The sequence below is a fragment of the Aeromonas sp. R4-1 genome, assembly GCF_040908325.1.
Lineage (GTDB): Bacteria > Pseudomonadota > Gammaproteobacteria > Enterobacterales > Aeromonadaceae > Aeromonas > Aeromonas veronii.
In genome coordinates this window covers 26,957-51,877 of the sequence record NZ_JBFODM010000092.1, presented here as the reverse complement: position 1 = coordinate 51,877, position 24,921 = coordinate 26,957, and the positions used below count along the sequence as shown (strand labels likewise).

The 24,921-nt window shown below is 62.1% G+C and carries 22 protein-coding genes and 1 pseudogene; 14 read left to right on the top strand and 9 right to left on the bottom strand.

Features of this window, described 5'->3' with window-relative positions:
• Positions 1-52: 52 nt before the first annotated feature.
• Positions 53-238: a DUF2892 domain-containing protein gene (locus AB5Y90_RS17660; RefSeq protein ID WP_201936886.1), complete on the bottom strand. Its 186-nt coding sequence runs from the start codon at positions 236-238 to the stop codon at positions 53-55.
• Positions 239-326: 88 nt separating this feature from the next.
• On the opposite strand from AB5Y90_RS17660, the gene AB5Y90_RS17655 reads away from it, so the two are divergent.
• The 9 genes from AB5Y90_RS17655 to AB5Y90_RS17615 are packed head-to-tail and all read left to right on the top strand — an operon-like array spanning position 327 to position 10,040.
• A complete protein-coding gene (locus AB5Y90_RS17655; protein ID WP_368167407.1) occupies positions 327-641 on the top strand; it encodes an ArsR/SmtB family transcription factor in 315 nt (104 codons plus the stop codon).
• Positions 641-1,054, top strand: a complete 414-nt coding sequence (locus tag AB5Y90_RS17650) for a YeeE/YedE family protein (protein WP_064336897.1) — start codon at positions 641-643, stop codon at positions 1,052-1,054. The genes AB5Y90_RS17655 and AB5Y90_RS17650 overlap by 1 nt, the downstream gene beginning before the upstream one ends.
• Before the next feature lie 13 nt (positions 1,055-1,067).
• The gene (locus AB5Y90_RS17645) at positions 1,068-1,538 is read left to right on the top strand and encodes a YeeE/YedE family protein (RefSeq protein WP_270657314.1); all 471 of its coding nucleotides are present in this window, start codon (positions 1,068-1,070) and stop codon (positions 1,536-1,538) included.
• Between the two features lie 41 nt (positions 1,539-1,579).
• Positions 1,580-2,620 (top strand): efflux RND transporter periplasmic adaptor subunit, encoded by a 1,041-nt coding sequence (locus AB5Y90_RS17640; protein ID WP_270657344.1) that lies wholly within the window; start codon positions 1,580-1,582, stop codon positions 2,618-2,620.
• Positions 2,613-5,777 (top strand): efflux RND transporter permease subunit, encoded by a 3,165-nt coding sequence (locus AB5Y90_RS17635; RefSeq protein ID WP_270657315.1) that lies wholly within the window; start codon positions 2,613-2,615, stop codon positions 5,775-5,777. The genes AB5Y90_RS17640 and AB5Y90_RS17635 overlap by 8 nt, the downstream gene beginning before the upstream one ends.
• A gap of 27 nt (positions 5,778-5,804) precedes the next feature.
• Complete coding sequence (locus AB5Y90_RS17630; protein WP_270657316.1) at positions 5,805-6,944, top strand: efflux RND transporter periplasmic adaptor subunit; 1,140 nt, start codon at positions 5,805-5,807, stop codon at positions 6,942-6,944.
• Entirely contained in the window at positions 6,937-7,626 is a 690-nt protein-coding gene (locus tag AB5Y90_RS17625; RefSeq protein ID WP_368167404.1) for an ABC transporter ATP-binding protein, read from the top strand. The genes AB5Y90_RS17630 and AB5Y90_RS17625 overlap by 8 nt, the downstream gene beginning before the upstream one ends.
• Positions 7,627-8,841, top strand: a complete 1,215-nt coding sequence (locus tag AB5Y90_RS17620; RefSeq protein ID WP_236382151.1) for an ABC transporter permease — start codon at positions 7,627-7,629, stop codon at positions 8,839-8,841.
• The gene (locus AB5Y90_RS17615) at positions 8,841-10,040 is read left to right on the top strand and encodes an ABC transporter permease (protein WP_270657317.1); all 1,200 of its coding nucleotides are present in this window, start codon (positions 8,841-8,843) and stop codon (positions 10,038-10,040) included. The genes AB5Y90_RS17620 and AB5Y90_RS17615 overlap by 1 nt, the downstream gene beginning before the upstream one ends.
• 51 nt (positions 10,041-10,091) lie before the next feature.
• Here the strand turns inward: AB5Y90_RS17615 and AB5Y90_RS17610 are convergent, their stop codons facing one another.
• The gene (locus AB5Y90_RS17610) at positions 10,092-12,506 is read right to left on the bottom strand and encodes a diguanylate cyclase (protein ID WP_368167427.1); all 2,415 of its coding nucleotides are present in this window, start codon (positions 12,504-12,506) and stop codon (positions 10,092-10,094) included.
• Between the two features lie 478 nt (positions 12,507-12,984).
• On the opposite strand from AB5Y90_RS17610, the gene AB5Y90_RS17605 reads away from it, so the two are divergent.
• Both AB5Y90_RS17605 and AB5Y90_RS17600 read left to right on the top strand, forming a co-directional pair.
• Positions 12,985-14,001, top strand: coding sequence for a lipoate--protein ligase A (locus tag AB5Y90_RS17605; RefSeq protein ID WP_368167402.1), 1,017 nt, complete (start codon positions 12,985-12,987; stop codon positions 13,999-14,001).
• Positions 14,002-14,224: 223 nt separating this feature from the next.
• On the top strand, positions 14,225-15,919 hold the full coding sequence (locus AB5Y90_RS17600; protein ID WP_368167400.1) for an aspartate aminotransferase family protein: 1,695 nt from the start codon (positions 14,225-14,227) through the stop codon (positions 15,917-15,919).
• A gap of 144 nt (positions 15,920-16,063) precedes the next feature.
• Here the strand turns inward: AB5Y90_RS17600 and AB5Y90_RS17595 are convergent, their stop codons facing one another.
• The 3 genes from AB5Y90_RS17595 to yiaY form a co-directional block, all read right to left on the bottom strand.
• Complete coding sequence (locus tag AB5Y90_RS17595) at positions 16,064-16,693, bottom strand: NAD(P)H-binding protein (RefSeq protein WP_088869760.1); 630 nt, start codon at positions 16,691-16,693, stop codon at positions 16,064-16,066.
• A 171-nt stretch (positions 16,694-16,864) separates the two neighbouring features.
• Positions 16,865-17,203, bottom strand: coding sequence for an outer membrane protein assembly factor BamE (bamE, locus tag AB5Y90_RS17590; RefSeq protein ID WP_005337980.1), 339 nt, complete (start codon positions 17,201-17,203; stop codon positions 16,865-16,867).
• A 136-nt stretch (positions 17,204-17,339) separates the two neighbouring features.
• The gene (gene yiaY / locus AB5Y90_RS17585; protein WP_005359322.1) at positions 17,340-18,491 is read right to left on the bottom strand and encodes an L-threonine dehydrogenase; all 1,152 of its coding nucleotides are present in this window, start codon (positions 18,489-18,491) and stop codon (positions 17,340-17,342) included.
• Between the two features lie 382 nt (positions 18,492-18,873).
• On the opposite strand from yiaY, the gene udp reads away from it, so the two are divergent.
• On the top strand, positions 18,874-19,629 hold the full coding sequence (gene udp, locus AB5Y90_RS17580) for a uridine phosphorylase (protein WP_005337975.1): 756 nt from the start codon (positions 18,874-18,876) through the stop codon (positions 19,627-19,629).
• Positions 19,630-19,783: 154 nt separating this feature from the next.
• Here udp and AB5Y90_RS17575 read toward each other — a convergent pair whose 3' ends face one another.
• Positions 19,784-20,512, bottom strand: coding sequence for an RluA family pseudouridine synthase (locus AB5Y90_RS17575; protein ID WP_263719190.1), 729 nt, complete (start codon positions 20,510-20,512; stop codon positions 19,784-19,786).
• A 222-nt stretch (positions 20,513-20,734) separates the two neighbouring features.
• Between AB5Y90_RS17575 and rihA the strand changes: the two are divergent.
• Positions 20,735-21,642: pseudogene (gene rihA / locus AB5Y90_RS17570) on the top strand (pyrimidine-specific ribonucleoside hydrolase RihA).
• Positions 21,643-21,675: 33 nt separating this feature from the next.
• Positions 21,676-22,143 (top strand): hypothetical protein, encoded by a 468-nt coding sequence (locus tag AB5Y90_RS17565; RefSeq protein ID WP_179903520.1) that lies wholly within the window; start codon positions 21,676-21,678, stop codon positions 22,141-22,143.
• A gap of 86 nt (positions 22,144-22,229) precedes the next feature.
• On the opposite strand, the gene AB5Y90_RS17560 is transcribed toward AB5Y90_RS17565, so the two are convergent.
• The 3 genes from AB5Y90_RS17560 to AB5Y90_RS17550 form a co-directional block, all read right to left on the bottom strand.
• Positions 22,230-22,526, bottom strand: coding sequence for a helix-turn-helix domain-containing protein (locus tag AB5Y90_RS17560; RefSeq protein WP_139463226.1), 297 nt, complete (start codon positions 22,524-22,526; stop codon positions 22,230-22,232).
• Positions 22,523-23,053, bottom strand: a complete 531-nt coding sequence (locus tag AB5Y90_RS17555) for a DUF1523 family protein (protein ID WP_005350438.1) — start codon at positions 23,051-23,053, stop codon at positions 22,523-22,525. Before AB5Y90_RS17555 ends, AB5Y90_RS17560 begins: the two co-directional genes overlap by 4 nt.
• Before the next feature lie 175 nt (positions 23,054-23,228).
• Positions 23,229-24,851, bottom strand: a complete 1,623-nt coding sequence (locus AB5Y90_RS17550; protein WP_368167397.1) for a methyl-accepting chemotaxis protein — start codon at positions 24,849-24,851, stop codon at positions 23,229-23,231.
• Positions 24,852-24,921 lie beyond the last annotated feature (70 nt).

Below are 24,921 nucleotides of genomic sequence, written 5' to 3'. Positions count from 1 at the left end.
CGCCGCGCGATGACGCCCCGCTAGCAGGACCGCCCCTGTCTTGCGCGACCTGTTACTTCAGCCCCAGGCGCTTGAGGAGCATGGCGGCCGGACAGAAACCGGTGAATGCGCTCTGGATCAGGTTGACCCCGACAAAGGCACTCAACCAGACAAAGCCCGGATGAACCCAGCTGGTAAGGATCAGCGAGAGCAGCAACATGCAACCCGCGACGATTCTGACTCCGTTATCTACAGTCATGGTCTTTCTCCTCATCTACTTTAGATGTTGCTAATTTAGTGTTGTTTTATACAATAGAACAAATATCAGCAATTGCTAATTTACTCTTATGAGCCAATTCGACGAGATGAAAAGACATGCGACAGCCGCCGCCTCCCTGCTCAAGGCGTTGGCTCATCCCGAACGCCTGATGGTGCTCTGCCAGCTGGTGGAGGGGGAGAAGGGGGTCGGGGAGCTGCTGGCCCATAGCCAACTTGGGCAGTCGGCCTTCTCCCAGCAACTTTCGGTATTGAAGCGCTACGGCCTTATCCGTTCGCGCAAGGTCTCCCAGCAGATCTACTACTCGCTGGTGAGCGAGGCGGCCGCCGATGTGTTGGGGGCGCTGCAAACCCATTTTTGTCACTCGGAAAATAAGGAATCTTGATGATGGAAAGCCAATGGCTGCTCTCTTTGGGCGGCGGCATGCTGGCGGGGCTGTCGGCCCTGATCCTGATGTTGTTCAACGGCCGGGTGGCCGGGATCAGCGGCATTCTGGCCGGTGCGCTGCAACACCGTGCGCCGTGGCGGGTGCTATTTCTGCTGGGGCTCGGGGCGGGCGCCTGGTTGGCGCTGACTCTGGGTTGGGCCCGCATGCCCGCATTCACCACGCTGCCCGGCTGGCCCGTTGTGCTACTGGCCGGTCTGCTGGTCGGGGTCGGTACCCGTCTTGGCAATGGCTGCACCAGCGGCCACGGCATCTGTGGCATGGGGCGGCTCTCCCTGCGCTCCATCGTCGCCACCCTCACCTTTATGGCGGCAGGCTTTATCACCGTCTTCGTCACTCATCATCTGCTGTAAGGGGCTGATCGCCATGAAGTTGCTGACAAGTTTGTTTGCGGGTGTGTTGTTCGGACTGGGGATGGCCATCTCCGGCATGATGGATCCCGCCCGGGTCACCGGTTTTCTCGATCTAGCCGGGGCCTGGGATCCCAGCCTTGCCTTCGTGATGGGGGGCGCCCTGCTGGTCTTTATGCCGGGTTATTTTCTGCTGGTGAAACCCCGTCGCCAGAGTGTGCTGGGGGAGCCCATCGCCGCCGTACCAGCCCCTCAGCTGGAGCGCAGGCTGATCGGCGGGGCCGCGCTGTTTGGTATCGGCTGGGGATTGGTCGGTATCTGCCCAGGGCCTGCTCTGAGTCTCATTTCCAGCGGGCAGCCCATGATAATGTTGTTTATAGCGGCCATGGTGGCCGGGATCTTGCTGTTTGACAGAGGGCTGGCCAGGGTGCTGACCAAGGCGCCAGCTCGGGGAGTGGATAAGGTGCGCCAGTCCCATACCGCCTGATCCCGTGAAGTGACAGATTACGCCAGGGAAGGAGAGTAATGATGGAAAAGATCCGGTTGCTGGGGATCACCTTGTTGGTGATGACATCGCAGGCCATGACATCCCCCCGGGCCTTTGCCGCGGACGGGGAGCCAGAGCCCTTGTTGACAGTGGTGCCACAGCCGGTGACCGACTGGCTGACGCTGGATGGCACCGTCAGTGCCATCAATCAGGGGACGGTGGCGGCCCAGACCAGCGGCCGGGTCTCCCGCATGCTGGTGGATGTGAACGATCAGGTGCAGGCGGGGCAACCGCTGCTGGAGATCAGCGGCAAAGAGCAGTTTGCCGCCGTCACGGGGGCCGAGGCGCGGCTGGCGCGGGCGCAGGCCCAGCAAGTGGAAGCCGAGCGCCAGCTCGCCCGCTTTCAGGCGCTGATTGCCAAGGGGGTGATCACCCGCGCCCAGCTCGATAATGCCCAGGCGACGGATCGCGCCGCCCGCGCCGAGGTGAACGCTGCCGATGCGGCTCTCACTCAAGCCCGCGAGGCCTACGGTTATACCCGCATTCTGGCTCCCTATGCAGGGGTAGTGACCAAACGGCTGGTGGAGTTGGGGGAGACTGTCGCCCCCGGTACCCCGCTGCTCTCCGGCTTCTCTCTCGACACCTTGCGGGTGGAGGTGGAGTTGCCCCAATCCGCCCTGACGCTGGCTCGTGAGCCTGCGGATGTGCAGGTGCTGCTGCCGGATGGCAAGCTTGTTACCCCGGTCAAACTGACCCGCTTCAATTATGCCGACAGCCAGAGCCACGCCTTCAGGTTGCGCCTCGACTTGCCGCCGCAAACCGCCGGGGTATTGCCCGGCATGTGGCTCAAGGTGCAGCTCAAGCAGGGTGAACGTCAGGTGTTGCAGGTGCCGGATCGCGCCCTGCTGCGGCAAGGGGAATTCAATGGCGTCTATCTGCAGCAGCCCGCTGGCTGGGCCCTGACGCCGGTGCGGGTCGGCCATTGCGTCGAGGGACAGTGCGAGATCCTGGCCGGCCTGCAAGCCGGTGACAAGTTGGCCCCCGATGCCTGGGCGCAGCAGCAGGAGGTGGCCCATGAGTAGCGAGCTGAACGGCAACAAGGAGAGGCTGGGGCCTGCCGGTCGGCTGGCTGCGCTGTTTCAGGGCTCGGCCATCACGCCGCTGCTGGCGCTGGTGGGGCTGTTGCTCGGTCTGTTTGCAGTGCTGGTGACCCCCAAGGAGGAGGAGCCGCAGATCGATGTCACCTTCGCCGATGTCTATATTCCCTTCCCGGGAGCCAGCCCGGCTGAAGTGGCCTCTCTCGTTACCACCCCTGCCGAGCAGGTGGTCTCCCAGATAAAGGGCATTGATACCCTCTACTCTTTTTCCCAACCCGATGGCGCCCTGCTGGTGGTGGTGTTCAAGGTAGGGGTGAGCCGCGAGCAGGCCATCGTCGATCTCAACAACCAGCTCGAGTCCAACCGCGATTGGCTGCCACAGGGGATCGGGGTCGGTCAGCCACTGGTAAAACCCCGGGGGATCGATGATGTCCCTATCGTCAGTTTGACCTTATGGAGCAAAGAGGGGAGCAAGCAACTGGGGGCTCCCGAGCTGACCCGGGTCGCCCATGAGCTGGAGACCGAACTCAAGCGCATTCCCGGTACCCGCGATATTTACACGCTGGGCAGCCAGAGTGCCGTGTTGCGGGTGATGCCGGATCCGGCGGCCCTCAGCGCCCACGGCATCAGCTGGGGCGAACTGAGCCAGCGACTGGCGGCCGCCAATCAGGTAGGCACGACACAGGCTATCGAGCAGAACAACAGTGAGATTAAAGTGCAGGTGGGGCAGTTCCTGCAAAGTGAGCAGGAGGCTAGAGAACTGGTAGTGGGGCTGCACGACGGCAAGCCGGTCTATCTGGGGGATGTGGCCAGGGTCTCTCTGGGTCAGGATACCCCGACCAAGCGCAGCTGGATGGGGCTGGGACAGGCCAGTTATCCGGCGGTGACCCTGGCCATCGGCAAGCAGCCGGGCCAGAATGCGGTCGATGTGGCCAAGCGGGTGGAGGTGCGGGTCGAAAGTTTGCAGAACCGACTGATCCCTGCCGGGGTCGAGGTGACGGTGACCCGGGACTACGGCGTTACCGCCGAGACCAAATCCAACACCCTGCTCGGCAAGCTGATTTTTGCCACCACGGCGGTGGTGCTGCTGGTACTGGTGAGCATGGGTTGGCGCGAGGCGTTGGTAGTTGGCGTTGCCATCGTCATCACCCTGGCGCTGACTCTCTTCGCCAGCTGGGCCTGGGGCTTTACCCTCAACCGGGTGTCGCTGTTTGCGCTGATCTTCTCCATCGGCATTCTGGTGGATGACGCCATCGTGGTGGTGGAGAACATCCACCGCCATCGCGGTTTGGGCAAGGGGTCGCTCAAGGAGCTTATTCCGGGGGCGGTAGACGAGGTGGGGGGGCCGACCATACTGGCGACCCTGACCGTCATCGCGGCCCTGCTGCCGATGGCCTTTGTCAGCGGGCTGATGGGCCCTTACATGAGCCCCATTCCCATCAATGCCAGCATGGGGATGCTCATCTCCCTGCTGGTGGCCTTTATCTTCTCCCCCTGGCTGGCGAGCCATTTGCTCAAGGGCGAGGTGCACGGTGCCCACGGCGAGGCCAAGGCTGGTCTCTTTCACCGGCTGATGACCCCTTTCCTGATTGGTGATGGCGCCAAGCGTGCCAGACGCAAGCTCTGGCTGGTGGTGTTGCTGCTGGTCGGGGCCGCCACCGCCATGCCGGTGGTGCAGTGGGTGGTGCTCAAGATGCTCCCCTTTGACAACAAGTCGGAATTTCAGCTGGTGCTCGATATGCCGGAGGGGGCGACCCTGGAGCAGACCGAGCGCACCCTGCTGGCGGTCGGGCGGGAGCTTGCCAAGGTGGAGGAGGTGAAGGATTACCAGATCTACGCCGGCACCGCCGCCCCCATCAATTTCAACGGGCTGGTGCGCCACTACTTTATCCGCAGCGGCGCCAACGTGGGGGATATTCAGGTCAATCTGGTGGACAAGCATGAGCGGGATCGCAGCAGTCATCAGATTGCCCAGTCGGTTCGGGCACAGCTGCAGGCCATCGCCAGTGCGGCAGGGGGCAACCTGAAAGTCGTTGAGGTGCCGCCCGGCCCGCCGGTCTGGTCTCCCATCGTTGCCGAGATCTATGGCCCGACTCAGGCCGCCCGCGAAGCGGCCGCTCGCGCCGTACAGGCCCGTTTTGTGGCCACGGCGGATCTGGTGGATGTGGATATCTATCTGACCGACCCGCAGCCCAAGTGGCGGCTGGTGGTGGATCGCAGCAAGGCGGCCCTGCTCGGGGTCGATCTCGGGGATCTGGTGAACACCCTCAATGGCGGGGTGGGTTATCAGGATGCCAGCTGGCTGCAGGGTCACGGCGCCAAGTATCCGGTGCCGATCCGCATCGAACTGGCTCCCGGTGACAAACGGGATCTGGCGGGCGTACTGGCCCTCAAGGTGCGCAGCCAGAGCGGCCAGTTGGTGCGGGTCTCCGAGCTGGTGAGTCGCCGTGATGAGGTGGCCCCCAGCTATATCATGCACAAGAACATGCAGCCCATGGTGATGGTGGTGGCCGACATGGGTGGCCATACCGACAGCCCGCTCTACGGCATGTTTGCCGCCGGTGCCGACATCGATCTGCCCCAGTATTACGTGCAGCAGCCCGACAAGCTGGGGGAGGTGGCGCTGTTGTGGGACGGGGAGTGGAAGATCACCTACGAGACCTTCCGCGACATGGGGATTGCCTACGGAGTGGGAATGATCCTCATCTACCTGCTGGTGGTGGCCCAGTTCCGCTCCTATCTGGTGCCACTCATCATCATGGCTCCCATTCCGCTCACCATCATAGGGGTGATGCCGGGCCACGCCCTGCTGGGAGCCCAGTTTACCGCTACCTCGATGATCGGGATGATCGCCCTGGCCGGGATCATCGTACGCAACAGCATCCTGCTGGTGGACTTTATCGAGCAGCAGCGCAGCGCCGGAGTGGCGTTCGAGCAGGCGGTGATCGAAGCGGCGCAGGTGCGGGCCAAACCCATCATGCTGACGGCGTTGGCGGCGATGATCGGAGCCCTGTTTATCCTCGATGATCCCATCTTCAACGGACTGGCCATCAGCCTGATTTTCGGGATCCTGGTCTCCACTTTGCTCACCCTGGTGGTGATACCCTTGCTCTATTATGCCCTGCTCTCCCGACGCTCATGACGGGAGTCACTAGCGAAAGGATGCGCGATGAAGAGAGGTTGGTTGTGGTGGGGAAGTGGCGCTGTGGTAGCGGCTGCTGCTGTGGCATGGTGGTGGCGACCGCAGCCGACGCCGATCAGGCTGGCTGAGGTCGGGCGGGGGGATGTGCTGGTCACTGTGGTCAACACCCGGGCCGGCACCATCAAGTCGTGTCAGCGGGCCGGACTCAGTCTGCCCGGTGGCGGTGTGGTGGAGCAGATCGCCGTCAAGGCCGGGGAGCGGGTAGCCCGGGGAGATCTGCTGCTGACCCTCTGGAGTGACGATATTCACGCCGATCTCGCCCGTGCCCGTGCCCAGCAGGCCCTTGGCAAGACCCAGCGCGAGGAGCGTTGCAGCGAGGCGGCCTACTACGAGCGGGAGGCCAATCGGCTGGCCACTTTGCTGGCCAAAAACCTCACCTCTCGCACCCTCGCCGAGCAGGCCCAGAATCTGGCCGATACCCGCCGCTATGTCTGTCAGGCATCCCGCCAGCAGGAGCGGGTTGACGAGGCGCAGGTCGCCCAGGTGGAGGCTCGCTTGAGCGAGCGTCGCTTGCTGGCGCCGTTTGCCGGAGTGGTGGCGGAGGTCAACAGCAAGTTGGGCGAATACATGACTCCCTCCCCGCCCGGAGTGGCCATGCCTCCGGTGATCGATCTTATCGACGATAACTGTCTGTATGTCTCAGCCCCCATCGATGAGGTGGATGCCGCCCGCCTCAAGGTGGGCCAGTCTGCCCGGGTACTGCTCGATGCCATGCCCGGGCGCGATTTTGCCGCCACCGTCACCCGCATCGCCCCCTATGTGAAGGAGCTGGAGAAGCAGGCCCGCACCGTGGAGGTGGAGGCGGCGCTCACTGCCCTGCCCACCGATGTCCCCCTGCTTATTGGCTACAGCGCTGACCTTGAGGTCGAGGTGACCCGCGCCACCGATGTGCTGCGGGTAGCGGCCAGCAGCCGGGCCGACGATGGCAGCGTGCTGCGGCTGGAAGGGGATAAGCTGGTGCGGGTGGTGCCCCGTTGGGGCGTGGAGAACTGGAACTGGATTGAGGTGGCCGAGGGGCTCGCTGCCGGTGATCGGCTGGCAGCCCAGCCCGGACAGATTGTCGGGGAGGGCCCTTTCAGCGCCGCCACGGAGCAGCCGGATGAGTGAGCTCATTCGCCTTGATGCCGTCAGCCGTCGTTTCACTCTGGGGGGGAGCGAGGTGGCCGCCCTCGATCGCGTCTCTCTGCGGGTTGCCGAGGGGGAGTATCTGGCGGTGATGGGCCCCTCGGGCTCCGGCAAATCGACCCTGCTCAATGTGTTGGGGCTGCTGGATCGGCCAGACGAGGGGCGCTACTGGCTGGGTGGGGAGGACACCGCCACCCTGTCAGAACCCGCATTGGCCCAGCTGCGCGGCCATCGCATCGGTTTCGTGTTCCAGTCGTTTCACCTTATCTCCCGCCTCACTGCCCGTGAAAACGTCGAGCTGCCGCTGATGCTGTGCGGGATCGCCCCCGCCGAGCGCCATCGCCGAAGCCAGCAGTTGCTGGGGGAGCTGGGGCTGGAGAACCGGGCCGGACACCGCCCTGCCGAGCTTTCCGGCGGTCAGCGTCAGCGGGTAGCCATCGCCCGGGCCATGGCAATGGCGCCGCGACTGATTCTGGCCGACGAGCCCACCGGCAATCTCGACTCCCGCTCCGGGGAGGAGGTGATTACCCTGCTGGAGGGGCTCAATCGGGAGCAGGGGATCACGCTGGTGGTGGTGACTCACGACCCGCGCCTCGGTGAGCGGGCGGGCAGGCGGATCCTGATGAACGATGGCCGCATCAACATTGATAGCGGCGGTGGCTGAATGCGGCGCCCCGATGTGATCCGCTTTGCCGCCGTGGCGTTATTGCGTCAGCGTTCACGGGCGCTGGTCTTGATCCTGGCGGTGAGTCTGAGCGTCACCTCGGTGCTGCTGCTCACCGCGCTGGGGGAGGGGGCGAGGCGCTATGTGGCGGACCAGTTCAGCTCCCTTGGCAAGGATCTGCTGGTGATGTTCCCGGGCCGCAAGGAGACCACCGGCGGGCTGCCGCCGGTCACTGGCAACAGTCTGCGGCAGATCACTCTCGATGATATGCACTACCTTGGCCAGCATCAGCCAAATGTGCGGCTGGTGCCGCTGGTGATGGGCTTTGCCGAGGCCAAACAGGGGGCGCGGCTGCGCCAGACCATGCTGCTTGGCAGCAGCAACGGGCTGCGCGATACCCACGGGCTGGAGCTGCTCTCCGGCCGCTGGCTGCCGGGGGATCCCGCAGAGGACAGGCCGGCCGTCCTGCTCGGGGCCAAGGTGGCCCGTGAGCTGTTCGGTCAGGTCGATCCGGTCGGCCAGTGGCTGCGTTTTGACAATCGCCGCTTTCGGGTGGTGGGGGTCTTCACCAGCCAGAGCAGCAATCTGGGGATGGATATGGCCGAGGCCGCGCTGATCCCGGTCGGTAGCGCCATGCGGCTGTTCAACACCGAGGGGCTGTTTCGGCTGCTGATCCAGCCGCTGGCGGGACAAGCAGTGCCCCCGCTGGTCAAGCGACTGGAGCAGCTGATGCAGGCGCGCCACGGGGTGCTCGATGTGACTGTGGTGCGCCGCGACGCCATGCTGGCCACCTTCTCCACCATTCTCTCGACCCTCACCCTGGCCGTTGCCGGCATCGGCGCCATCAGCCTGCTGGTCTCCGGCATCATGATGATGAATTTGGCGCTGATCAGCACCCGCCAGCGCACCGGCGAGATCGGCCTGCTCAAGGCGCTGGGGGCCGACAGTCGCCAGATCCGCCAGCTGTTTTTGTGGGAGGCGCTGTTGCTGAGCGGCAGTGGCGCGCTGTTTGGCACTGTGTTGGGCTATGCCCTGGTTGCCCTCGCCGGAGTGATTTGGCCCGGATTTCCGGCGGCGGTCCCTCTGCTCGCTACTTTCTGTACCATACCGGCGGCCCTGCTGACCGGGCTGTTTTTTAGCTGGCTGCCCGCCTCCCGTGCGGCACGGCAAGATCCGGTCAGCAGCCTGCGCAGCGGGCAATGGAGTGGTGGCTGATGCGCGCCGCCGATCTGCTGTTCTGGCTCTGGCGCGCCTTGTTGGCGGGGCGCAGTCGCAGCCTGCTGTCGGCGCTCGGCATTGCCATCGGGATCGCCTCGGTGACCCTGCTCACCGGCATCGGCGAGGGGCTCAGGCTCTATCTGCTCGACAGCTTCTCCCAATTTGGCACCCGGTTGATTGCCGTGACCCCGGGCAAGACCGAAACCGCAGGCGGCCCGCCCGGCATCCTCTCCAGCAGCCGTCCCCTGCTGCTGGAGGATGCCGATGCCCTCGCCAGATTGGCAGGGGTAGAGGCGGCGCTCCCTGTGGTGCAGGGGCAGGGGGAGGTACGCAGCCGCGGGCTCACCCGCAGCACCGCCATTCTGGGCACCGGTCCGGCGGTGCTCTCCGGCTGGCGACTCACCCTGGTGCAGGGACGTTTTCTGCCCGCGGACGACAGTGCCATGCCCCGCGCCTATGCGGTGCTGGGGGCCAAGGTGGCGGCTGAGCTGTTTCCCGGCGGAGATGCGCCGGGCAGTCTGCTGCGCGCCGGTGATCGCCGTTTTCGGGTGGCCGGGGTGCTGGCCCCCAAAGGGCAATTTCTCGGCTTTGATCTGGATGACATGATCTATCTGCCCGCCGCTCACGCCCAGGCGCTGTTCAATAAGGAGGGGCTGCAGGAGATCGACGTCATCTATCGCGCCGGGCAGGCGGAGGCCGATATCACCGCCCAGATCCGGCGAGTACTGATCGCCCGCCACGGCGCTGAGGATTTCACCCTCACCTCCCAGCAGGACATGCTGACCAGCCTCGACAAGATACTCTCCATCATCAAGCTGGCGGTTGGCGGGCTCGGCATTATCTCGCTGCTGATCGGGGCGGTCGGCATCTTCAGCATCATGAGCATCGCCCAGCAGGAGCGGATCCCCGAAGTGGGCTTGCTGATGGCGCTGGGGTGTCCGCGGCGCCGCATTCTATTGCTGTTCCTGCTCGAAGCCGTGGTGCTGGCGCTGCTGGGCGGAGCCATGGGGCTGGCCCTGCTCGGCGGGCTCAAGCTGCTGCTCACCCTGCTGGCGGCTGGCTTGCCGCTTACCCTCCATCCTCTCTATCTGCTGCTGGCGCTCGGTTGCAGCGCCCTGGTCGGTCTGCTGGCCGGGGTCGCTCCTGCGCTGCGGGCAGTGCGTCTCGACCCAGTAGTTGCCCTGCGCGGTGATTAGGTCGCCCCTTCCGCAAGAGGCGCATTACGCTCGGGTCTTAGCAAAGGGGGACTAGGCGACCACCTCCGCAACCGACAGGCTGCGCTCAGATCTGAACAGGGGGAAGTAGCGGCGATCCGCCTGACTCATGTGGCCGACTACCAGCTCCTGAATGATGAAGTTGAGCAACTCGTCGTTGCCCAGAGTCCCCGCTTTGGCGGCGTTCAGCAGCTGGCCTGCTTTGTTGAGCAGGCGCTGGTGATCCTGACGGTGGCTGACGAGCTCCCGATAGTCGATCTCCGCCAGCATCTGCTCTTCAAAGGCGAAGTGATGGCGGGCCATGTCGAACAGGCTCTCCAGACTCTCCAGAAACGGGGCCGGATCCTCGTGCTGATCTTTCATCCGCTCCAGCAGCCGGTTGGTCAATACGAAGAGCTGGCGATGCTCGGCATCGATGCGCGGGTGACCGCACTCGTGGCCGGGTTGCCACAGCAGGGCGCCCTGCTCGGGATCAAGGCCTTCGGTATAGAGGCAGACCCGGCCGCGGCCGCGATTCTTCGCCTGATACATGGCCTGATCGGCGTGGTGCATCAGGGTTTTGGCATCCTCCCCGTGCTCGGGATAGAGCGCCAGCCCGATACTGCTGGAGATGAGCAGCTCCTGTCCCTCCAGCTGGAACGGATGGCGCAGCTGCTGGTGCAGCTTGTCGGCCACCGCCAGCACTTCGTCGCCACTCTCCGGCAGCAAGATAACGAACTCGTCGCCCCCCAGCCGTGCCACTAGATCCTGTTTGCGCACGCAGTGGCTCATCCGCTCGGCCACCATATTGAGCAGAATATCCCCGGTCTCATGGCCGAAGGTGTCGTTGATCGGCTTGAAGTGATCGAGATCGATAAACATCAATGCCAGCGGACGGGGCGTCTCCTGCTCCATCAGCTCCTTGAGCCGTTGCTGCAGCAAGCGGCGGTTGGGCAGCCCGGTGAGGGGGTCGTAGAAGGCGAGGCGGAGCATCATCTCCTCTCGCGCTGCCCGCTCGGTGATATCCCGGGTGACCCCGAGGATCGCCTCCGGCTGGGCATTGTGGTTGCCATGGAGGGTGGTGATGGTTTCGGTGGCTACCAGATGGCCATCCTTGTGGCGCAGCTGGGTGCGAATGACCCGGCGGGTCTGGTCATGTTCCCCCCGCTGCCAGGCCTCCAGGGTGGCGGAGATCTCCTCGCGCAGCAGTTGCCTTGAGGCATCCGGCAGCAGCTGTTTGAGGGGCAGGGCAAACAGCTCGGGGGCCTCGTAGCCGCTCAGAGGCGTGATGGCCGGGCTGACGTAGCGAAAGCGCAAGCTGGCTGCATCCATGGTCCAGATTACATCGGCGCTGTTCTCCGCCACGAAGCGGTAGTGTTGCTCGCTCTGGGCCAGTTCACGGGTCAGCCGCTGGCGATCCCGCGCCTCCTGGCGCAGGCGCAGATAGAGGTGCAAGAAGATGCCGAGCAGGGTCATCAGGGTAAAGGTGATGAGCATGGCCACCGCCACGCTCTTGTCGAGCAGCTGCCGTTGCTGGCGCAGCCGCTCCTGCGCCGGGTCGTAGATAAAGCGGTCGAGGTTGGGCAATACCGTGAGCATGCCCGCCTCCAGATAGGTTTTGGCGATCTGCAGCCAGCGCTCCTGCTGCATGTAGCCAGGTTCGATAAGGTCGGGCTGCATCAGCTCTCTGGTTTCGCGCGCCTCGAACTCCAGCTGTTCACGGCCAGCCCCGGTCGGGTACTGCTCCATGATGAGGTTGATCATCTCTTCGGGGTGGTCCATCGCATAGCGCCACCCCTTGAGGCTGGCCTGCTGGAAGGCGTAGACCCGATCCTGTCGGGTGATCAGCTCCCGCTCGGAGGTAAACAGGTTGTCGCCGTAGAAGTCGAAGTCGATGGTGCGCGGACTGAAGACCCGATAGGGGATCCCTTTTTGTTGCAGATAGAAGGGCTCGGTAGTGCTGTAGGCGCTGATGGCATCCACCTTGCCCGCCAGCAGTGCCTCTATCCCCTGTTTGTAGGGAAGGGTGACCCAGTCGCGGCTGCGGGTATGGTGGGAAAGGTAGGTCAACAGCTCGTTGGAGCCAGGCTCCAGCATCAGTCGCTTGTTGGCCAGATCGGCCGGGTTGCGAATATCTGGCCTATCCAGCGTGAGCAGAACCAGCGGCGAGTGCTGCAGCAGGGCGGCGAGCACCACCACCGGGCGACCGGCAGCCCGATCCAGCAGCAGATCACTGCCGCTGATGCCAAACTGGGCCTTTCCCGAGATCACCTCGCTGACCACATCGGTGCGGGAGTCCGCTTCGCGCAGGGTGACATGCAGACCGGCCTCCCGATAAAACCCTTTGGCGATGGCCGCGTAGTAACCGGCAAACTGGAACTGGTGTTGCCACGGCAACTGGACGATGACCTGCTCGCCGGCTCGCACGGGGGAAGAGGTCAGGGTCGCGATGACCATACCGACCAGCATTGGCATAAACCAGCTGAGGGGCTGGCGGGGGGCTGCGTTCTCCGTCATACAACGTTTCTCTCGGGAGCGGTGTCTAGGCTAGATTCAAGCAATTTTGTGTCACCTGCAAGGGGAGAAAAGGCGTTTGCAATGGGGTATAGGGGGGTTGGGAAGTCATTTTTGTGTCGTTCATCACACGGGATGGATACATACCGTTTTTTTGCAAGTTATGTGACCAATAAGAGAGTCATATGGCCTATCGAAGTGGTCGCATTCTAGCCACTTTTTCCCGTTTTTATCGTTGTCATTGTGGCTTGACTGCATTTTTCCCGTGGTTGCACGTCAAGCTGTGTCGTTATATCAATAGATACTTTTATGGGGCGGTCAGGTGTGACGCAAATGTGTCGTGGCTGCTGCGCACCGGTTAATGTGCAACGGCTCAGTGATGGTACCCCGTCAGTGTTATCATGCTGTCCCCAGTTCCGGATAAGGTCTTTTTATGTCCCGCTTGCGTCTGCTTGTCTCCGACTCTCACGATCCCCTGTTCAATCTGGCCGTTGAGGAGTGCATCTTCCGCCAGATGGACCCCGGCCAGCGGGTGCTGTTCCTCTGGCGCAATGCCAATACCGTGGTGATTGGCCGTGCCCAGAATCCGTGGAAGGAGTGCAATACCCGCCGCATGGAAGAGGACGGGGTGACCCTGGCGCGTCGCAGCAGCGGTGGCGGCGCCGTGTTCCACGACCTTGGCAACAGCTGCTTCACCTTCATGGCGGGCAAGCCGGAGTATGACAAGAGTGTCTCCACCACCATCGTGCTGGACGGGCTCAAGCGATTGGAGATCGAGGCGTTTGCCTCCGGTCGCAACGATCTGCTGGTGGCGACCCCGGACGGGGAGCGCAAGGTATCGGGGTCGGCCTATCGGGAGACTCTGGATCGCGGTTTTCACCACGGCACCCTGCTGCTGGACGCCGATCTCGGCCGCCTTGCCAACTATCTCAACCCCGACCCCAAGAAGCTGGCGGCCAAGGGGATCACCTCGGTGCGCAGCCGGGTGGCCAATCTGTGCGAACTGTTGCCGGGGCTCGACCATCAACAGGTGAGCGAGGCGCTGGTCGAGGCCTTCTTCCACCATTACGGCGCACGAGTTGAGCCCGAGCATATCTCCCCCGAGCAGATGCCGGATCTGCCGGGCTTTGCCGAGACCTTCGCCCGCCAGCGCAGTTGGGAGTGGAACTATGGCCATGCCCCGGCCTTCAGCCATCTGCTGGAGGAGCGGTTCAGCTGGGGCGGGGTGGAACTGCACTTTGATGTGGAGAAAGGGGTCATCACCCGGGCGCAGCTCTTTAGCGATACTCTGGAGCCGGCCCCGTTTGATCTGCTGGTGGCCGAACTGGCGGGCTGTGGCTATCGACCGGACGCGGTTTCCGCGCGCCTGCAGCCCTGGCTGGCGGCCTTCCCGCAGCAGCAGAGCGAGCTGGCGGAGTTTGCCGAGTGGCTGTTGACCTCCCTGCGTTAAGGGGGGCACTGCACTGATGGCGGTCCGTTAGTGAGGGCGCTGTCAGCCAGGATGGGAGCAAGATCACGAAATCTAAAGAGGCGCCTCAAAGGCGCCTTTTTGCCAGCCCTTGTGATGGCTGATACATGACAAAAAGTAGGGTAGGCCATTAGATATTGTCACTGTCGGCCCCGCTGGTACAGGGGTATAACGGCCGCACATTTGCTGTACTAATGGTATAAAAATGAGTGACTTAGTTTATCTTCAAGACGAAAGCGTCAATGCCGTCCACCCCGATTTTTCCGCCCGTTTCGCCACAGTCAAAGCCAACTTTTTCTCGCGCAATCCCGATCTCTGGCCCGTTTTTCGCGAACCCGGATTTGCCACCCTCAACGAATTTCGGGCCCGTGGCCTGGCTCCCGATGCCCGTTTGAATGCCTGGCCAGATGGCCGCGCCCGCCTGGCCGACCTTTGCGAGACCATGCCGGTGCCCGCCACCATGCGCACTCCGGGCGAGCCGATGGCCGAGCTGTTGTTTGCCGCCGCGCTGTCGAAGGATTGGGAAAACCCCTCCAGCGTCGAGAACGTCATCACCATGTCGGCGGATCCCGCTATCTATGGCGCCCAGATGGGTATTCTGGCCAACCCCAATCTGGTCTACTCCGAATATGCCGGAGTGGCCGAGGAGCTGGAGAAGAAGGTGGTGCGCCAGATTGCGCTGCTGGCAGGTTATGACCCGGCTTGCGCCACCGGCATCTTCACCCAGGGGGGGACCTTCTGTAACCTCTATGGCTACCTGCTCGGCATTCGCAAAACCTTGCCGGAAGCCAAGCAGAAGGGGCTCGGCCACTATCAGGATTACCGCATTATCAACTCCCAGGGCGGTCACTACTCCAACATCACCAACCTCTCCCTGCTTGGGGTCGACATCGAGAACAAGACCATCCGGATTCAGGTCGGCGAGAACAACGACATCGATCTCGACCATCTCGAGCGCACCCTGACCGCCTGTTTTGCCCTGAAACACGTTGTGCCCACCATCATGCTCACCATGGGCACCACCGATACCTTCGGGGTGGATCAGGTCAAGCCGGTGTTCGAGCTGCGCAATCGCCTCTGCGAGCAGTTCGAGGTGGCGGTCAAACCTCACATCCACGTCGATGCCGCCATCGGCTGGTCGATGATCTTCTTCCTGGGTTACGACTTTGCCGCCAACCCGCTCGCCATCAACAGCGCCACTCTGGCGGGGATCGAGCGCAACGTGGCGCGCTTTGCCGAGCTCAAATATGCCGACTCCTTCACCGTCGACTTCCAGAAGTGGGGCTATGTGCCTTACACCTCCAGTCTGGTGATGATCAAGGAGCAGGATGACCTCAAGGCGATGGAGAATGACCCGGAGAACTTCTCCTACTTCGAGCGGGACATTCAGGGCCAGACCCACCTGCAATCCACCATCGAGTGCTCCCGCGGCGCGAGCGGCCTGTTCGGTGCCTATGCGGCGCTCAACTATATGGGGGTGGAGGGGTATCGCACCGTGCTGGCCCACTGCCTGCAAAATGCCAATTACTTCCGCTTCCGGTTAAGCCAGCTGGGCAACGTCAAGCTGGTGGCGCAGGAGAATCAGGGGCCGAGCGTCGGCTTCAAGATCTACAACCCCGAGTGGGTGAGCGATCCGGAAGCCGAATTCGCCTTCGAGCTGGCCCGCTCCGGCGATCCTGCCTACAAGGCGCGGTTGCAGCGCAATACCGACTATCACCGCAGCCTGTTCAAGGGGCGCGGTAAGGTGGGGCTCTACACCAACTGGGTGGAGGCGGTGGCCCACTCCGACTATGACGCCCGCGGCAAGTACTCCTACATCGCCGGGGAGAAGGCGGTCTTTATGAACCCCGCCTGCACCCGCGAGCAGATCGACGCCTTTATCGACCATATTCGCGGCTGATGGATGTTGCCCTGACATTCGAGCGCGGCCTGTGATGGCAAGAGGCGGTCAGGGTACCTCGCCAACAGATAGACAAAGGGCAAGCCGGTTGGCTTGCCCTTCTGTTTTCACGACTGAATGCGAAAGCGGTGGAAAAGGCCGGGCTCAGAGGGCCAGTAGTTGCTCGTTCTCGACAATCTCGCACCCGGCGGGCAGTTTCGAGAGGGCGATCATGGCGCGTGCCACCTGACGGGCCTCGATGGCGCGCCAGCGGGCGAGCTTGCCCACCAGCAGTGGCCGAAACAGCGGATAGATGGTCTGAAAGATCTGCTCGGAGAGGCGCGGTGGCTGGCGATCTCCGAGCAGCATGGCGGGCCGCACGATGGCGAGCCGTGGCCAGGATTGGGCCAGCAGGGCCTGCTCCATCTCCCCCTTGGTACGCGGATAGAGAGCCGGGGACGATGCACTGGCCCCCATGCTTGAGACCACGATGAGCCGTTGACAACCGTGGCGGCGGGCCAGCTCGGCAAAGGCGACCACATAGTCGAGATCGACCCGGCGAAACGCCTCGGCAGAGCCTGCCTCCTTGCGGGTGGTACCGAGGGCACAAAAGGCGATATCCACCGGGCGGGAGAGGGTGACGCTGGCCAGATCATCAAAATTGACCGGCAGCCAGTGGTGTGCCTCCTTGCCCGGCTTGCGACAGAGCAGGGTCAGTTCATGTTCGGCAGGCAGTTGCTGCACCAGTTCGCGACCGATCAGGCCGCTGGCTCCGGCAATCAGGATCCGGCTCATGGGGATTCTCCCTGTGTCATTCGATGGTGTTGATGCCATGGTGGCTGCTCATCAGCATCAGGCAATTTGCGGGCAGCTGCAATGGGGAGAAATGACTCAGTGTTGTCGGGCAGGATGAATTACGCGGGGCTGGATAAAACAAAACCGGCGCGAGGCCGGTTTTGCGGGATATCAGAGCGGGGTATTGAAAGCTGCTGGCAGCGGGAAGTCACCCGTCACTGTGGTCAGCCTGTCGTTGGCGAAGGTGACGGTGAGCTCTTTGCGCTCCTTGTCGCCGTGGCCCGGCTGGAATTCATAGAGGTAGTACCAGGTGTTGGGGTCAAAGCCGTCACGCAGCATGGGGGTCCCCAGCACATAGCTGACCTGCTCGCGGGTCATCCCCTGGCGCAGTTTGTCGACCTGTTTTTGTTCCACATAGTTGCCCTGGGGAATATCGATACGATAGACCAGGCTGCAACCGGAGAGGGTGAGGGCGGTCAAAGCCGCGGCAATCAGGTGTTTCATCCGCATATCGAGTTCAGATCATCCATACAGTCTTTTTGGCTCGGCAAATCATACCGACTCCCTCCACGGAAGTAAAAAGCCATTGATCCATCAGCCAATAAAAAGGGTCGCACTGCGACCCTTTCTGGCAATCCGGCTGCTGTTACATCGCCGCGCGGAAGATGGCGACGATCTCTTCGTGGCTCGCCTGTTTCGGGTTGGTGAAGCCGCAGGCATCTTTCAGGGCATTGCTGGCCAGGGTATCGAAGTCATCGGCCTTGACGCCGAGTTGCTCCAGACCCGCCGGGATCTTTACATCCAGCGCCAGCTGCTTGATGGCGGCAATGGCAGCGGCAGCGCCCTGCTCGTCGCTCATGGCACTCACGTCCACCCCCATGTAGCGGGCCACATCCTTCAGACGAGCGGCGCTCACCTGGGCGTTGAACGCCTGAACGTGGGGCAGCAGCACGGCGTTGCAGACACCGTGGGGCAGGTCATAGAAACCGCCCAGCTGGTGGGCCATGGCGTGCACATAGCCCAGGCTTGCGTTGTTGAAGGCCATGCCGGCCAGGAACTGGGCATAGGCCATCTGCTCGCGGGCATGCAGGTCATCGCCGTGGTGAACGGCGGTGCGCAGGTGCTTGGCAATCAGCTCGATGGCCATCACGGCGCTGGCATCGGTTACCGGGGTGGCGATGGTGGAGACATAGGCTTCGATGGCGTGGGTCAGGGCATCCATACCGGTGGCGGCGGTGAGACCGGCTGGCTTGGCCAGCATCAGCTCGGGATCGTTGACCGACATCAGCGGGGTAACGTGCTTGTCGATGATGGCCATTTTCACGTGGCGCGCTTCGTCGGTGATGATGCAGAAGCGGGTCATCTCGGAGGCGGTACCGGCGGTGGTGTTGATGGCGATAAGCGGCAGCTGCGGCTTGGCGGAGCGATCCACCCCTTCGTAATCCTTGATGCTGCCACCGTTGGCGGCGACCAGCGCGATGCCCTTGGCGCAGTCGTGGGGCGAGCCGCCACCCAGCGAGATGACACAATCGCAGCCGTTGGCCTTGATCATGGCCAGACCCGCTTCGACGTTGCTGGTAGTGGGGTTGGGTTTGGTCTCATCGAAAACTGCGCTTTCAATGCCATGTTCAGCCAACAGGGTGGTGAGCTTGGCGACCACGCCGATCTGGTTGAGAATTTTGTCGGTGACGATCAGCGCCTTGCGATAGCCGTAACCCTTGATATCGGCGGCAGCCTCTTGCAGACAGCCGGCACCCATCAGGTTGATAGCGGGAATATAGAACTTGAATGTAGCCATGATGGACTTCCTATAGTTAGCCATTAAGTGGTGGTTAAGAGCTAGGCTACCATCTAGAAAGGGATACAAAAGCATCTTGTTTACAACTTTACGGGGTCGATCACGAGTCGTTAATTAAGCGCTGAACCAGGCTTGACTTTCTCGCATCTGACTCGATTTGCAGAAAAACGTTTGTCAATTATTTCATTGAGTTAGCAAACGTTTTGCGCAATGTTTGTCACTGTCAATGCGTGGAAGTGTGAGGCGCTTCAAGGAATTGGAAAGCGCTTTCGACCATAGTTGGCGCCTCCCCGAAGAGGGGGGTAAAGGCTTGAAAGTATCATAAAGAATCATCTTAACTTGTGCCCTGACCATGCTGGCAGGGGGCAACCAGGAGTCCACTATGTCTGATGTATTTCACTTGGGTTTGAAGAAAGCGGATCTGCAAGGCGCCACCCTGGCGATCGTCCCCGGTGACCCCGAGCGCGTGAAGCGTATCGCAGAGCTGTTGGACAACCCGGTGCACCTGGCCAGCCATCGTGAATTCACTACCTGGCGCGGCGAGATGGACGGCAAGGCCGTGATCATCTGCTCTACCGGTATCGGTGGCCCGTCCACCTCCATCGCGGTAGAAGAGCTGGCCCAGCTGGGTATCCGCACCTTCCTGCGTATCGGCACCACCGGCGCCATCCAGCCGCACCTGAACGTGGGTGACGTGATCGTGACCACCGGTTCCGTGCGCCTCGACGGTGCCAGCCTGCACTTTGCACCGATGGAGTTCCCGGCTGTTGCCGACTTCGACTGCACCACCGCGCTGGTGAACACCGCCAAAGAGATGGGCTCCAAGCTGCACATCGGTGTGACTGCCTCCTCTGACACCTTCTACCCTGGTCAGGAGCGTTACGACACCGTATCCGGCCGCGTAGTGAGCCGTTTCCAGGGTTCCATGAAAGAGTGGCAAGCCATGGGCGTGCTGAACTATGAGATGGAATCTGCAACCCTGCTGACCATGTGCTCCAGCCAGGGCCTGCGTGCCGGTATGGTGGCTGGCGTTATCGTCAACCGTACCCAGCAAGAGATCCCGAACGCCGAGACCATGGCGAAGACCGAATCTGATGCCATCAAGATCGTACTGGGCGCTGCCCGCAAGCTGATCTGATAGCACCACAAAGAGTGGGGGGTGGGGGCCGTTGCGAAAGCACGGCCCCTATCTTTATCCGCCGTTTGTCCCTTTTCTTCTCGCGTCACGCCTTTCTCTATTCCCGCCGCACTCGCGTCTATTGCCATCTACTGACGGCCTCTACTGATTGCTCCTAAAAAGGCGCGGCACAGCGGATCTGCATCGGCTCGCCGCTCATCGGATGAGAAAAATCCAGCTCGCTGGCATGCAGCATCAGCCGCGGCGCCTGTTCGCAGCTGGCTGGCAGCAGGCCACCATAGAGATCGCAGCCGAGGATGGGGTGGCCCAGCAACTGACTGTGGATGCGCAGCTGATGGGTGCGGCCGGTCTCCGGCACCAGTCGTACCCGGGTCAAAGGCACGGTCTGCCCCTGCATCTGCAACTCCAGCCGCTCAATCACCTGATAGCGGGAGCGGGCGGGTTTGCCGCTGGCGGCGCAGATCTTCATCAGCGGAAAGAGGGCCGGATCCTTGGCGATGGGGGCGTCGATAACCCCTTCGTCGTCAATCAGATGACCGCACAGTAGGGCGCTGTAGGCTTTGCTCACCGCCCGCTGGCTGAACTGCTGGCAGAGCAGGGCATTGATGGCCTTGTTTCTGGCGACCACCATGATGCCTGAGGTGCCAAAATCCAGGCGATGCACCAAGGTGCAGCCTGAGAAATCCTGCACCAGTCGATAGTGAACAGAGTCGAGGTTCTGCGGGTTCTTGCCTGACAGACTCAGCAGGCCGCTCGGCTTGTTGATGAGCAGCAGGTGCTCATCTTCGAACAGGATCTCGATGGCGGCACTGCAGGGCGGGGCGATAAAGGTGTCGACGATAACGGACATAGGTGGCACAGGCTGGAAACGGGGTGCGATCATACCCGAACCGGCGCGGCCGGGCGAATGGGTGGTGCGCAGCCTCGGAAAATGAACGGGATGACGCCATGCAACCTATTGATAATGAGCCGCGTTGAGCGAGGCGGTGTGCCGTGTAAACCGCCCAGGTCAGCAACAAGGCCCCGTTTTGTGACCCCTTCCCGAGTTCATCCGAGGCTTGCTTGTTAAGGTATGGCTCCCTGTTATGTTGTAAGGACCCTTTCCATGGCACTGCCCGTTATTCTTGATTGTGATCCCGGCCACGACGACGCCATCGCCCTCATTCTGGCGCTGGCCAGCCCTGAACTGAAGGTGCTGGCGGTTACCACCAGCGCGGGCAACCAGACGCAGGACAAGACCCTCAACAATGCCCTGCGCATCCTCACCTTGCGGGGGCGCCGAAACCGCTGGCCCGGGAGCTTATTATCGCCGACAACGTCCATGGCGAATCGGGCCTCGATGGCCCCAAACTGCCGGATCCCGCCTTTGCGCCGCAGGGGATGACGGGGATCGAGTTGATGGCCAAATGTCTGCGCGAGAGCCCGCAGCCCGTGACTCTGGTGCCGACCGGCCCGCTGACCAATATCGCCCTGCTGCTGGCGGCACATCCCGAGCTCAAACCCAGGATTGCTCGCATCGTGCTGATGGGGGGCGCCGCAGGGGCTGGCAACTGGACGCCTGCGGCGGAATTCAATATTTATGTGGACCCGGAAGCGGCCGATATGGTGTTCAAGTCGGGCATTCCCATCACCATGTGCGGCCTTGATGTGACCCATGAGGCGCAGGTGATGGATGAGGATATCGAGCAGGTGCGCGCCATCACCAACCCGGTAGCCCAGTGTGTGGCCGGGCTGCTCGACTTTTTCATGATCTACCATCGGGATCCCAAGTGGGGATTTGCTGGTGCACCGCTCCACGACCCCTGTACCATTGCCTGGTTGCTGGCTCCCGAGCTGTTCCACGGGGTTGAGTGCCGGGTCGATATCGAGACCAGCGGGGTGCATTCCGTGGGGATGACGGTGGTGGATCGTTATGGTCTGACCGGCAAGCCAGCCAATGCGCTGGTATTGTTGGGGCTGGATCGTCCGGGCTTTATCGATCTGCTGGTGACGCGGCTGCGGGCGTTTGACTGAGCGCCGGTTCATTTTTGCAAGAAGGGGCGGGGAATGTGGAAGAGAGGCTTGGTGCTGCTGGCCGGGTTGCAACTGACAGGCTGTGCGACGCCATTCGAGCGGATGTGGCAGGGGCTGGCGACCTGTGAATTTACCGATCTCTATGTGGATGAGACGGGCAGGGCCGCCAATCTACAGCTGGCCAACTACACCCCCTACAAGGTGAGCGACGGCTTTGCCTGGTACAAGGTGCACGAGGAGCTACACGGCTTGCCGGTGGTCGGCTTTATCGTGCCCGCTTCCAGCTTCGAAGTGCATGCTCTCTTTGTCGATACTCCCATCGCCAATGCCCGCCGGTTGACCCACAACGCCTACGGCAGCGAGTTTGGTGACGAGCAGAAGCATGACGAGGGCTCAGCCCCTCTGCTTTTGCGCGATCCCAACAACCCCAAGCGCTCCATCATCGACTGCACCCGCGGCGAGTCTGACGGGGAGCTTGAGGATTCGGCCATGCCCGAGTAGGGCTGCCTGTCACGCCATCGGCCTGAAAAAAGAGGGGCCAGCCTTGTCGGCTGGCCCCTCTTTTTTATTGTTGCTTAGCGCCCTGATCAGGGATAGCTCAGCGTCTCCTTGATAAGCGGCAGTTGAGCCTTGATCCACGCTGGGTTGATGGGGCCCCAGTCGCTGATGCGGTAGTGCCCCTGCAGGTGGCGAGCCCCCTCGGTCTGCTCGAAGGCGCAGTTGATATCGAGTTCGGCCAGCGCCGTCAGGGTATCCTGCGCGGTGCGGCGCGGCATGCCGGTTGCCTCCATGATGGCGGGCACCGTATCCGTGCCTTGGCTGATCAGCCAGGCCACGTAGAGCCGCCGGTAGAAGCTGGTGCGGGTCTTGCTCGGCTCACTCATAGCTCGTCCTCAAGACGATCGAAGTAGCGCCAGGTTGCGATGGCTGCCTTGCCCATCACCAGCGCCCAGAGGCCGAACCAGAACCAGCGGAAGAAGCTCCAGGTGGAGGCGTCAGGCTCTGTGCTCTCGATCTTGGTGACGTTGGGGAACATGGAGAACATGTTCACGCGCCAGCCGTAGGAGGTGATGATGGCCAGGCGTTTCTCGAACTCCATCGACTTGGCCTTGGCCTGGACGTCGGCGGCGTTGAACTTGAAGTAGAAGGGCCAGCCCCACTCGGTATCTTCATTGCGAAACACCCGGATCTTCTCGCCGGGGCGCTCGGTGTAGATGTAGTAGACATCGGTGGTGGGGCCGTCAGCCGGGTTTTTCTGGCTGATGGGGCCATCCTTGTCGGTGCGCTTCACCTCGACCCCAGTGATTGTGGCGATGGTGTGCTCCGGCAGGTAGTAGTCGAGCCAGGCGGCGGAAATGAGGGCAATGAGCCCCAGTGCGATAAAGGCGGGTTTCTTGAATCTCAGGCTCATGGTGTGCTCACGTGAGGGGGAGTAACGTGCCTCTACCATACCGATATTTGACAGGGCAGCCCAGCCCCTTATGGCACCACAAGCCAAAAAATGGCGTTTAAAACAGAGACAAAGCCATTGCTCCATCAACAAGAAAGGCCCTTGCGGGCCTTTTTGTCTGGTTCACTTTGTGCGCTTACAGCTGGAATTGGGCCAGCTGCTTGCGTTGCTGCTCGGCGAGCTGGGAGAGCTCGTTGCTGGCACTGGCGCTCTGGCTGATGCCGGCGGAGCTCTGGCTCACGATCTCGTGAATATTGGTGATGTTGCGGTTGATGTCGGCGGTAACGCAGGACTGCTCCTCGGCGGCGGTGGCGACCTGGGCGTTGGCGTCGTTGATCTGGCGCACGGCACCGGTAATGCCGCTTAGCAGATCCTGCACCTGAGCGGACAAGCGCTGGTTATGGCTGAGGATCTCCAGAGTCTCCTGCACGCCGTTGTTGGCGGATTGGGACTGGCTCTGCAGCCGCTCGATGATGGCCTGGATCTCCTTGGTGGAGTCCTGGGTACGGGCCGCCAGCATTCTCACTTCGTCGGCTACCACCGCAAAACCACGACCCGTTTCACCGGCACGGGCAGCTTCGATGGCGGCATTGAGCGCCAGCAGGTTGGTCTGCTCGGAGATCCCCTGAATCACTTCAATTACCTTGCCGATCTGCTCGGACTGGGATTTGAGCTGAGCCACGATGGCGGCGGCATCTTCCAGACTGCCTGCCATCCGGCTGTTGGCGGCGATGCTTTCGGTAAAGAGGGCGAGCCCCTGTTCGACCCGGCCATTGGCATCCCGTGCCAGCTCGTCGGCGATGGCTGCATTGTGGTTGACGTTGTCAGCGGTGCTGGATAGTTCGGTTACGGCGGAGGCGACCTGTTCGATCTCGCTGTGCTGCTGCTTTGCATTGGCCTCGGACTGGGTCATCACGGCGGCCAGCTCGGTGGCGGCGGAGGCGACGCTGTTGCTGATCCCGGTCAGGTTCTCGATGGTGTTGCCGAGCTGGGTAAGGGTGAGGTTGATATCTTTGGCCAGACGGGTCAGTTCGTTGTTGCCCTCCGCTTTGGCGCGCACGTTGAAGCGCCCTTGCGCCACGGCGTGCATCACCTCTTGCAACTGACCGATGGGGCTGACGATGCGCCCAGAGAGGACCCAGCCGCAGATCAGCGCCGCCAGCAGGGTACCGGCGGTGAGCAGCAGGGTACGCAGCAGGGTGGCGTCGTAGTGGGCCTGCTCTTCGGCCAGCTCTTGCTGGATCAGCTGGTTGATGTGGGCGGACATGCTGTCGATCTGCTTGATCAGCTGTTCACCCAGCTCGCGGAAATGGAGGCGAGCCACCTCGTAGGCGACCGGATCGCCGCCACCCTGATGTTTTTGCGCCAGCAGCGGCAGCATGTTGCTGCGGGTATGGCTGAGGTAGGCCTGCAGGGCGGCAGCGACCTGACGGTTATCCTGCTCGGCACCGGGGAGCACCAGACGGCCGAGGATGGCGTTGATCTCCTGCTCGGCGCTGTTGAGGTTTGCGGGCAGGGCGGCAAACAGCTTGGCATCGTAGAGGCCATAGATGGCGCTGGTGCGTAGCCGATAGGTGGCGTGGATCAGTTTGGCAATATCGTCCTTGTGCTGGACCACGCTCTGGGTCGTCTCATCTATGTCATTGATGGCTTCATCCAAACCCTGTTTGCTGATGGCGATCATCACCATCATCAGCAGGCTGGCCAGCAGCAAAGGTATCAAGACCTGAACACGTATTGATAGATTATTCAATGACATAAGTGGCTCTAATCCGGAATTGGAGGAGCCGATATCTTACACATGCACGTCAGGAGCTGTCACAGGCTTT

Excerpts from the sequence above, each read along its gene's own strand:
- yiaY (WP_005359322.1), bottom strand. The coding sequence starts at position 18,491 with ATGGCTACATTCAAGTTCTATATTCCCGCTATCAACCTGATGGGTGCC.
- AB5Y90_RS17550 (WP_368167397.1), bottom strand. The coding sequence starts at position 24,851 with ATGTCATTGAATAATCTATCAATACGTGTTCAGGTCTTGATACCTTTG.
- AB5Y90_RS17575 (WP_263719190.1), bottom strand. The coding sequence starts at position 20,512 with ATGATCGCACCCCGTTTCCAGCCTGTGCCACCTATGTCCGTTATCGTC.
- AB5Y90_RS17615 (WP_270657317.1), top strand. The coding sequence starts at position 8,841 with ATGCGCGCCGCCGATCTGCTGTTCTGGCTCTGGCGCGCCTTGTTGGCG.
- AB5Y90_RS17555 (WP_005350438.1), bottom strand. The coding sequence starts at position 23,053 with ATGAGCCTGAGATTCAAGAAACCCGCCTTTATCGCACTGGGGCTCATT.
- udp (WP_005337975.1), top strand. The coding sequence starts at position 18,874 with ATGTCTGATGTATTTCACTTGGGTTTGAAGAAAGCGGATCTGCAAGGC.
- AB5Y90_RS17620 (WP_236382151.1), top strand. The coding sequence starts at position 7,627 with ATGCGGCGCCCCGATGTGATCCGCTTTGCCGCCGTGGCGTTATTGCGT.
- AB5Y90_RS17560 (WP_139463226.1), bottom strand. The coding sequence starts at position 22,526 with ATGAGTGAGCCGAGCAAGACCCGCACCAGCTTCTACCGGCGGCTCTAC.
- AB5Y90_RS17655 (WP_368167407.1), top strand. The coding sequence starts at position 327 with ATGAGCCAATTCGACGAGATGAAAAGACATGCGACAGCCGCCGCCTCC.
- AB5Y90_RS17595 (WP_088869760.1), bottom strand. The coding sequence starts at position 16,693 with ATGAGCCGGATCCTGATTGCCGGAGCCAGCGGCCTGATCGGTCGCGAA.
- AB5Y90_RS17640 (WP_270657344.1), top strand. The coding sequence starts at position 1,580 with ATGGAAAAGATCCGGTTGCTGGGGATCACCTTGTTGGTGATGACATCG.
- AB5Y90_RS17565 (WP_179903520.1), top strand. The coding sequence starts at position 21,676 with ATGTGGAAGAGAGGCTTGGTGCTGCTGGCCGGGTTGCAACTGACAGGC.
- AB5Y90_RS17600 (WP_368167400.1), top strand. The coding sequence starts at position 14,225 with ATGAGTGACTTAGTTTATCTTCAAGACGAAAGCGTCAATGCCGTCCAC.
- AB5Y90_RS17610 (WP_368167427.1), bottom strand. The coding sequence starts at position 12,506 with ATGCTGGTCGGTATGGTCATCGCGACCCTGACCTCTTCCCCCGTGCGA.
- AB5Y90_RS17605 (WP_368167402.1), top strand. The coding sequence starts at position 12,985 with ATGTCCCGCTTGCGTCTGCTTGTCTCCGACTCTCACGATCCCCTGTTC.
- AB5Y90_RS17645 (WP_270657314.1), top strand. The coding sequence starts at position 1,068 with ATGAAGTTGCTGACAAGTTTGTTTGCGGGTGTGTTGTTCGGACTGGGG.
- AB5Y90_RS17650 (WP_064336897.1), top strand. The coding sequence starts at position 641 with ATGATGGAAAGCCAATGGCTGCTCTCTTTGGGCGGCGGCATGCTGGCG.
- AB5Y90_RS17660 (WP_201936886.1), bottom strand. The coding sequence starts at position 238 with ATGACTGTAGATAACGGAGTCAGAATCGTCGCGGGTTGCATGTTGCTG.
- AB5Y90_RS17630 (WP_270657316.1), top strand. The coding sequence starts at position 5,805 with ATGAAGAGAGGTTGGTTGTGGTGGGGAAGTGGCGCTGTGGTAGCGGCT.
- AB5Y90_RS17635 (WP_270657315.1), top strand. The coding sequence starts at position 2,613 with ATGAGTAGCGAGCTGAACGGCAACAAGGAGAGGCTGGGGCCTGCCGGT.
- bamE (WP_005337980.1), bottom strand. The coding sequence starts at position 17,203 with ATGCGGATGAAACACCTGATTGCCGCGGCTTTGACCGCCCTCACCCTC.
- AB5Y90_RS17625 (WP_368167404.1), top strand. The coding sequence starts at position 6,937 with ATGAGTGAGCTCATTCGCCTTGATGCCGTCAGCCGTCGTTTCACTCTG.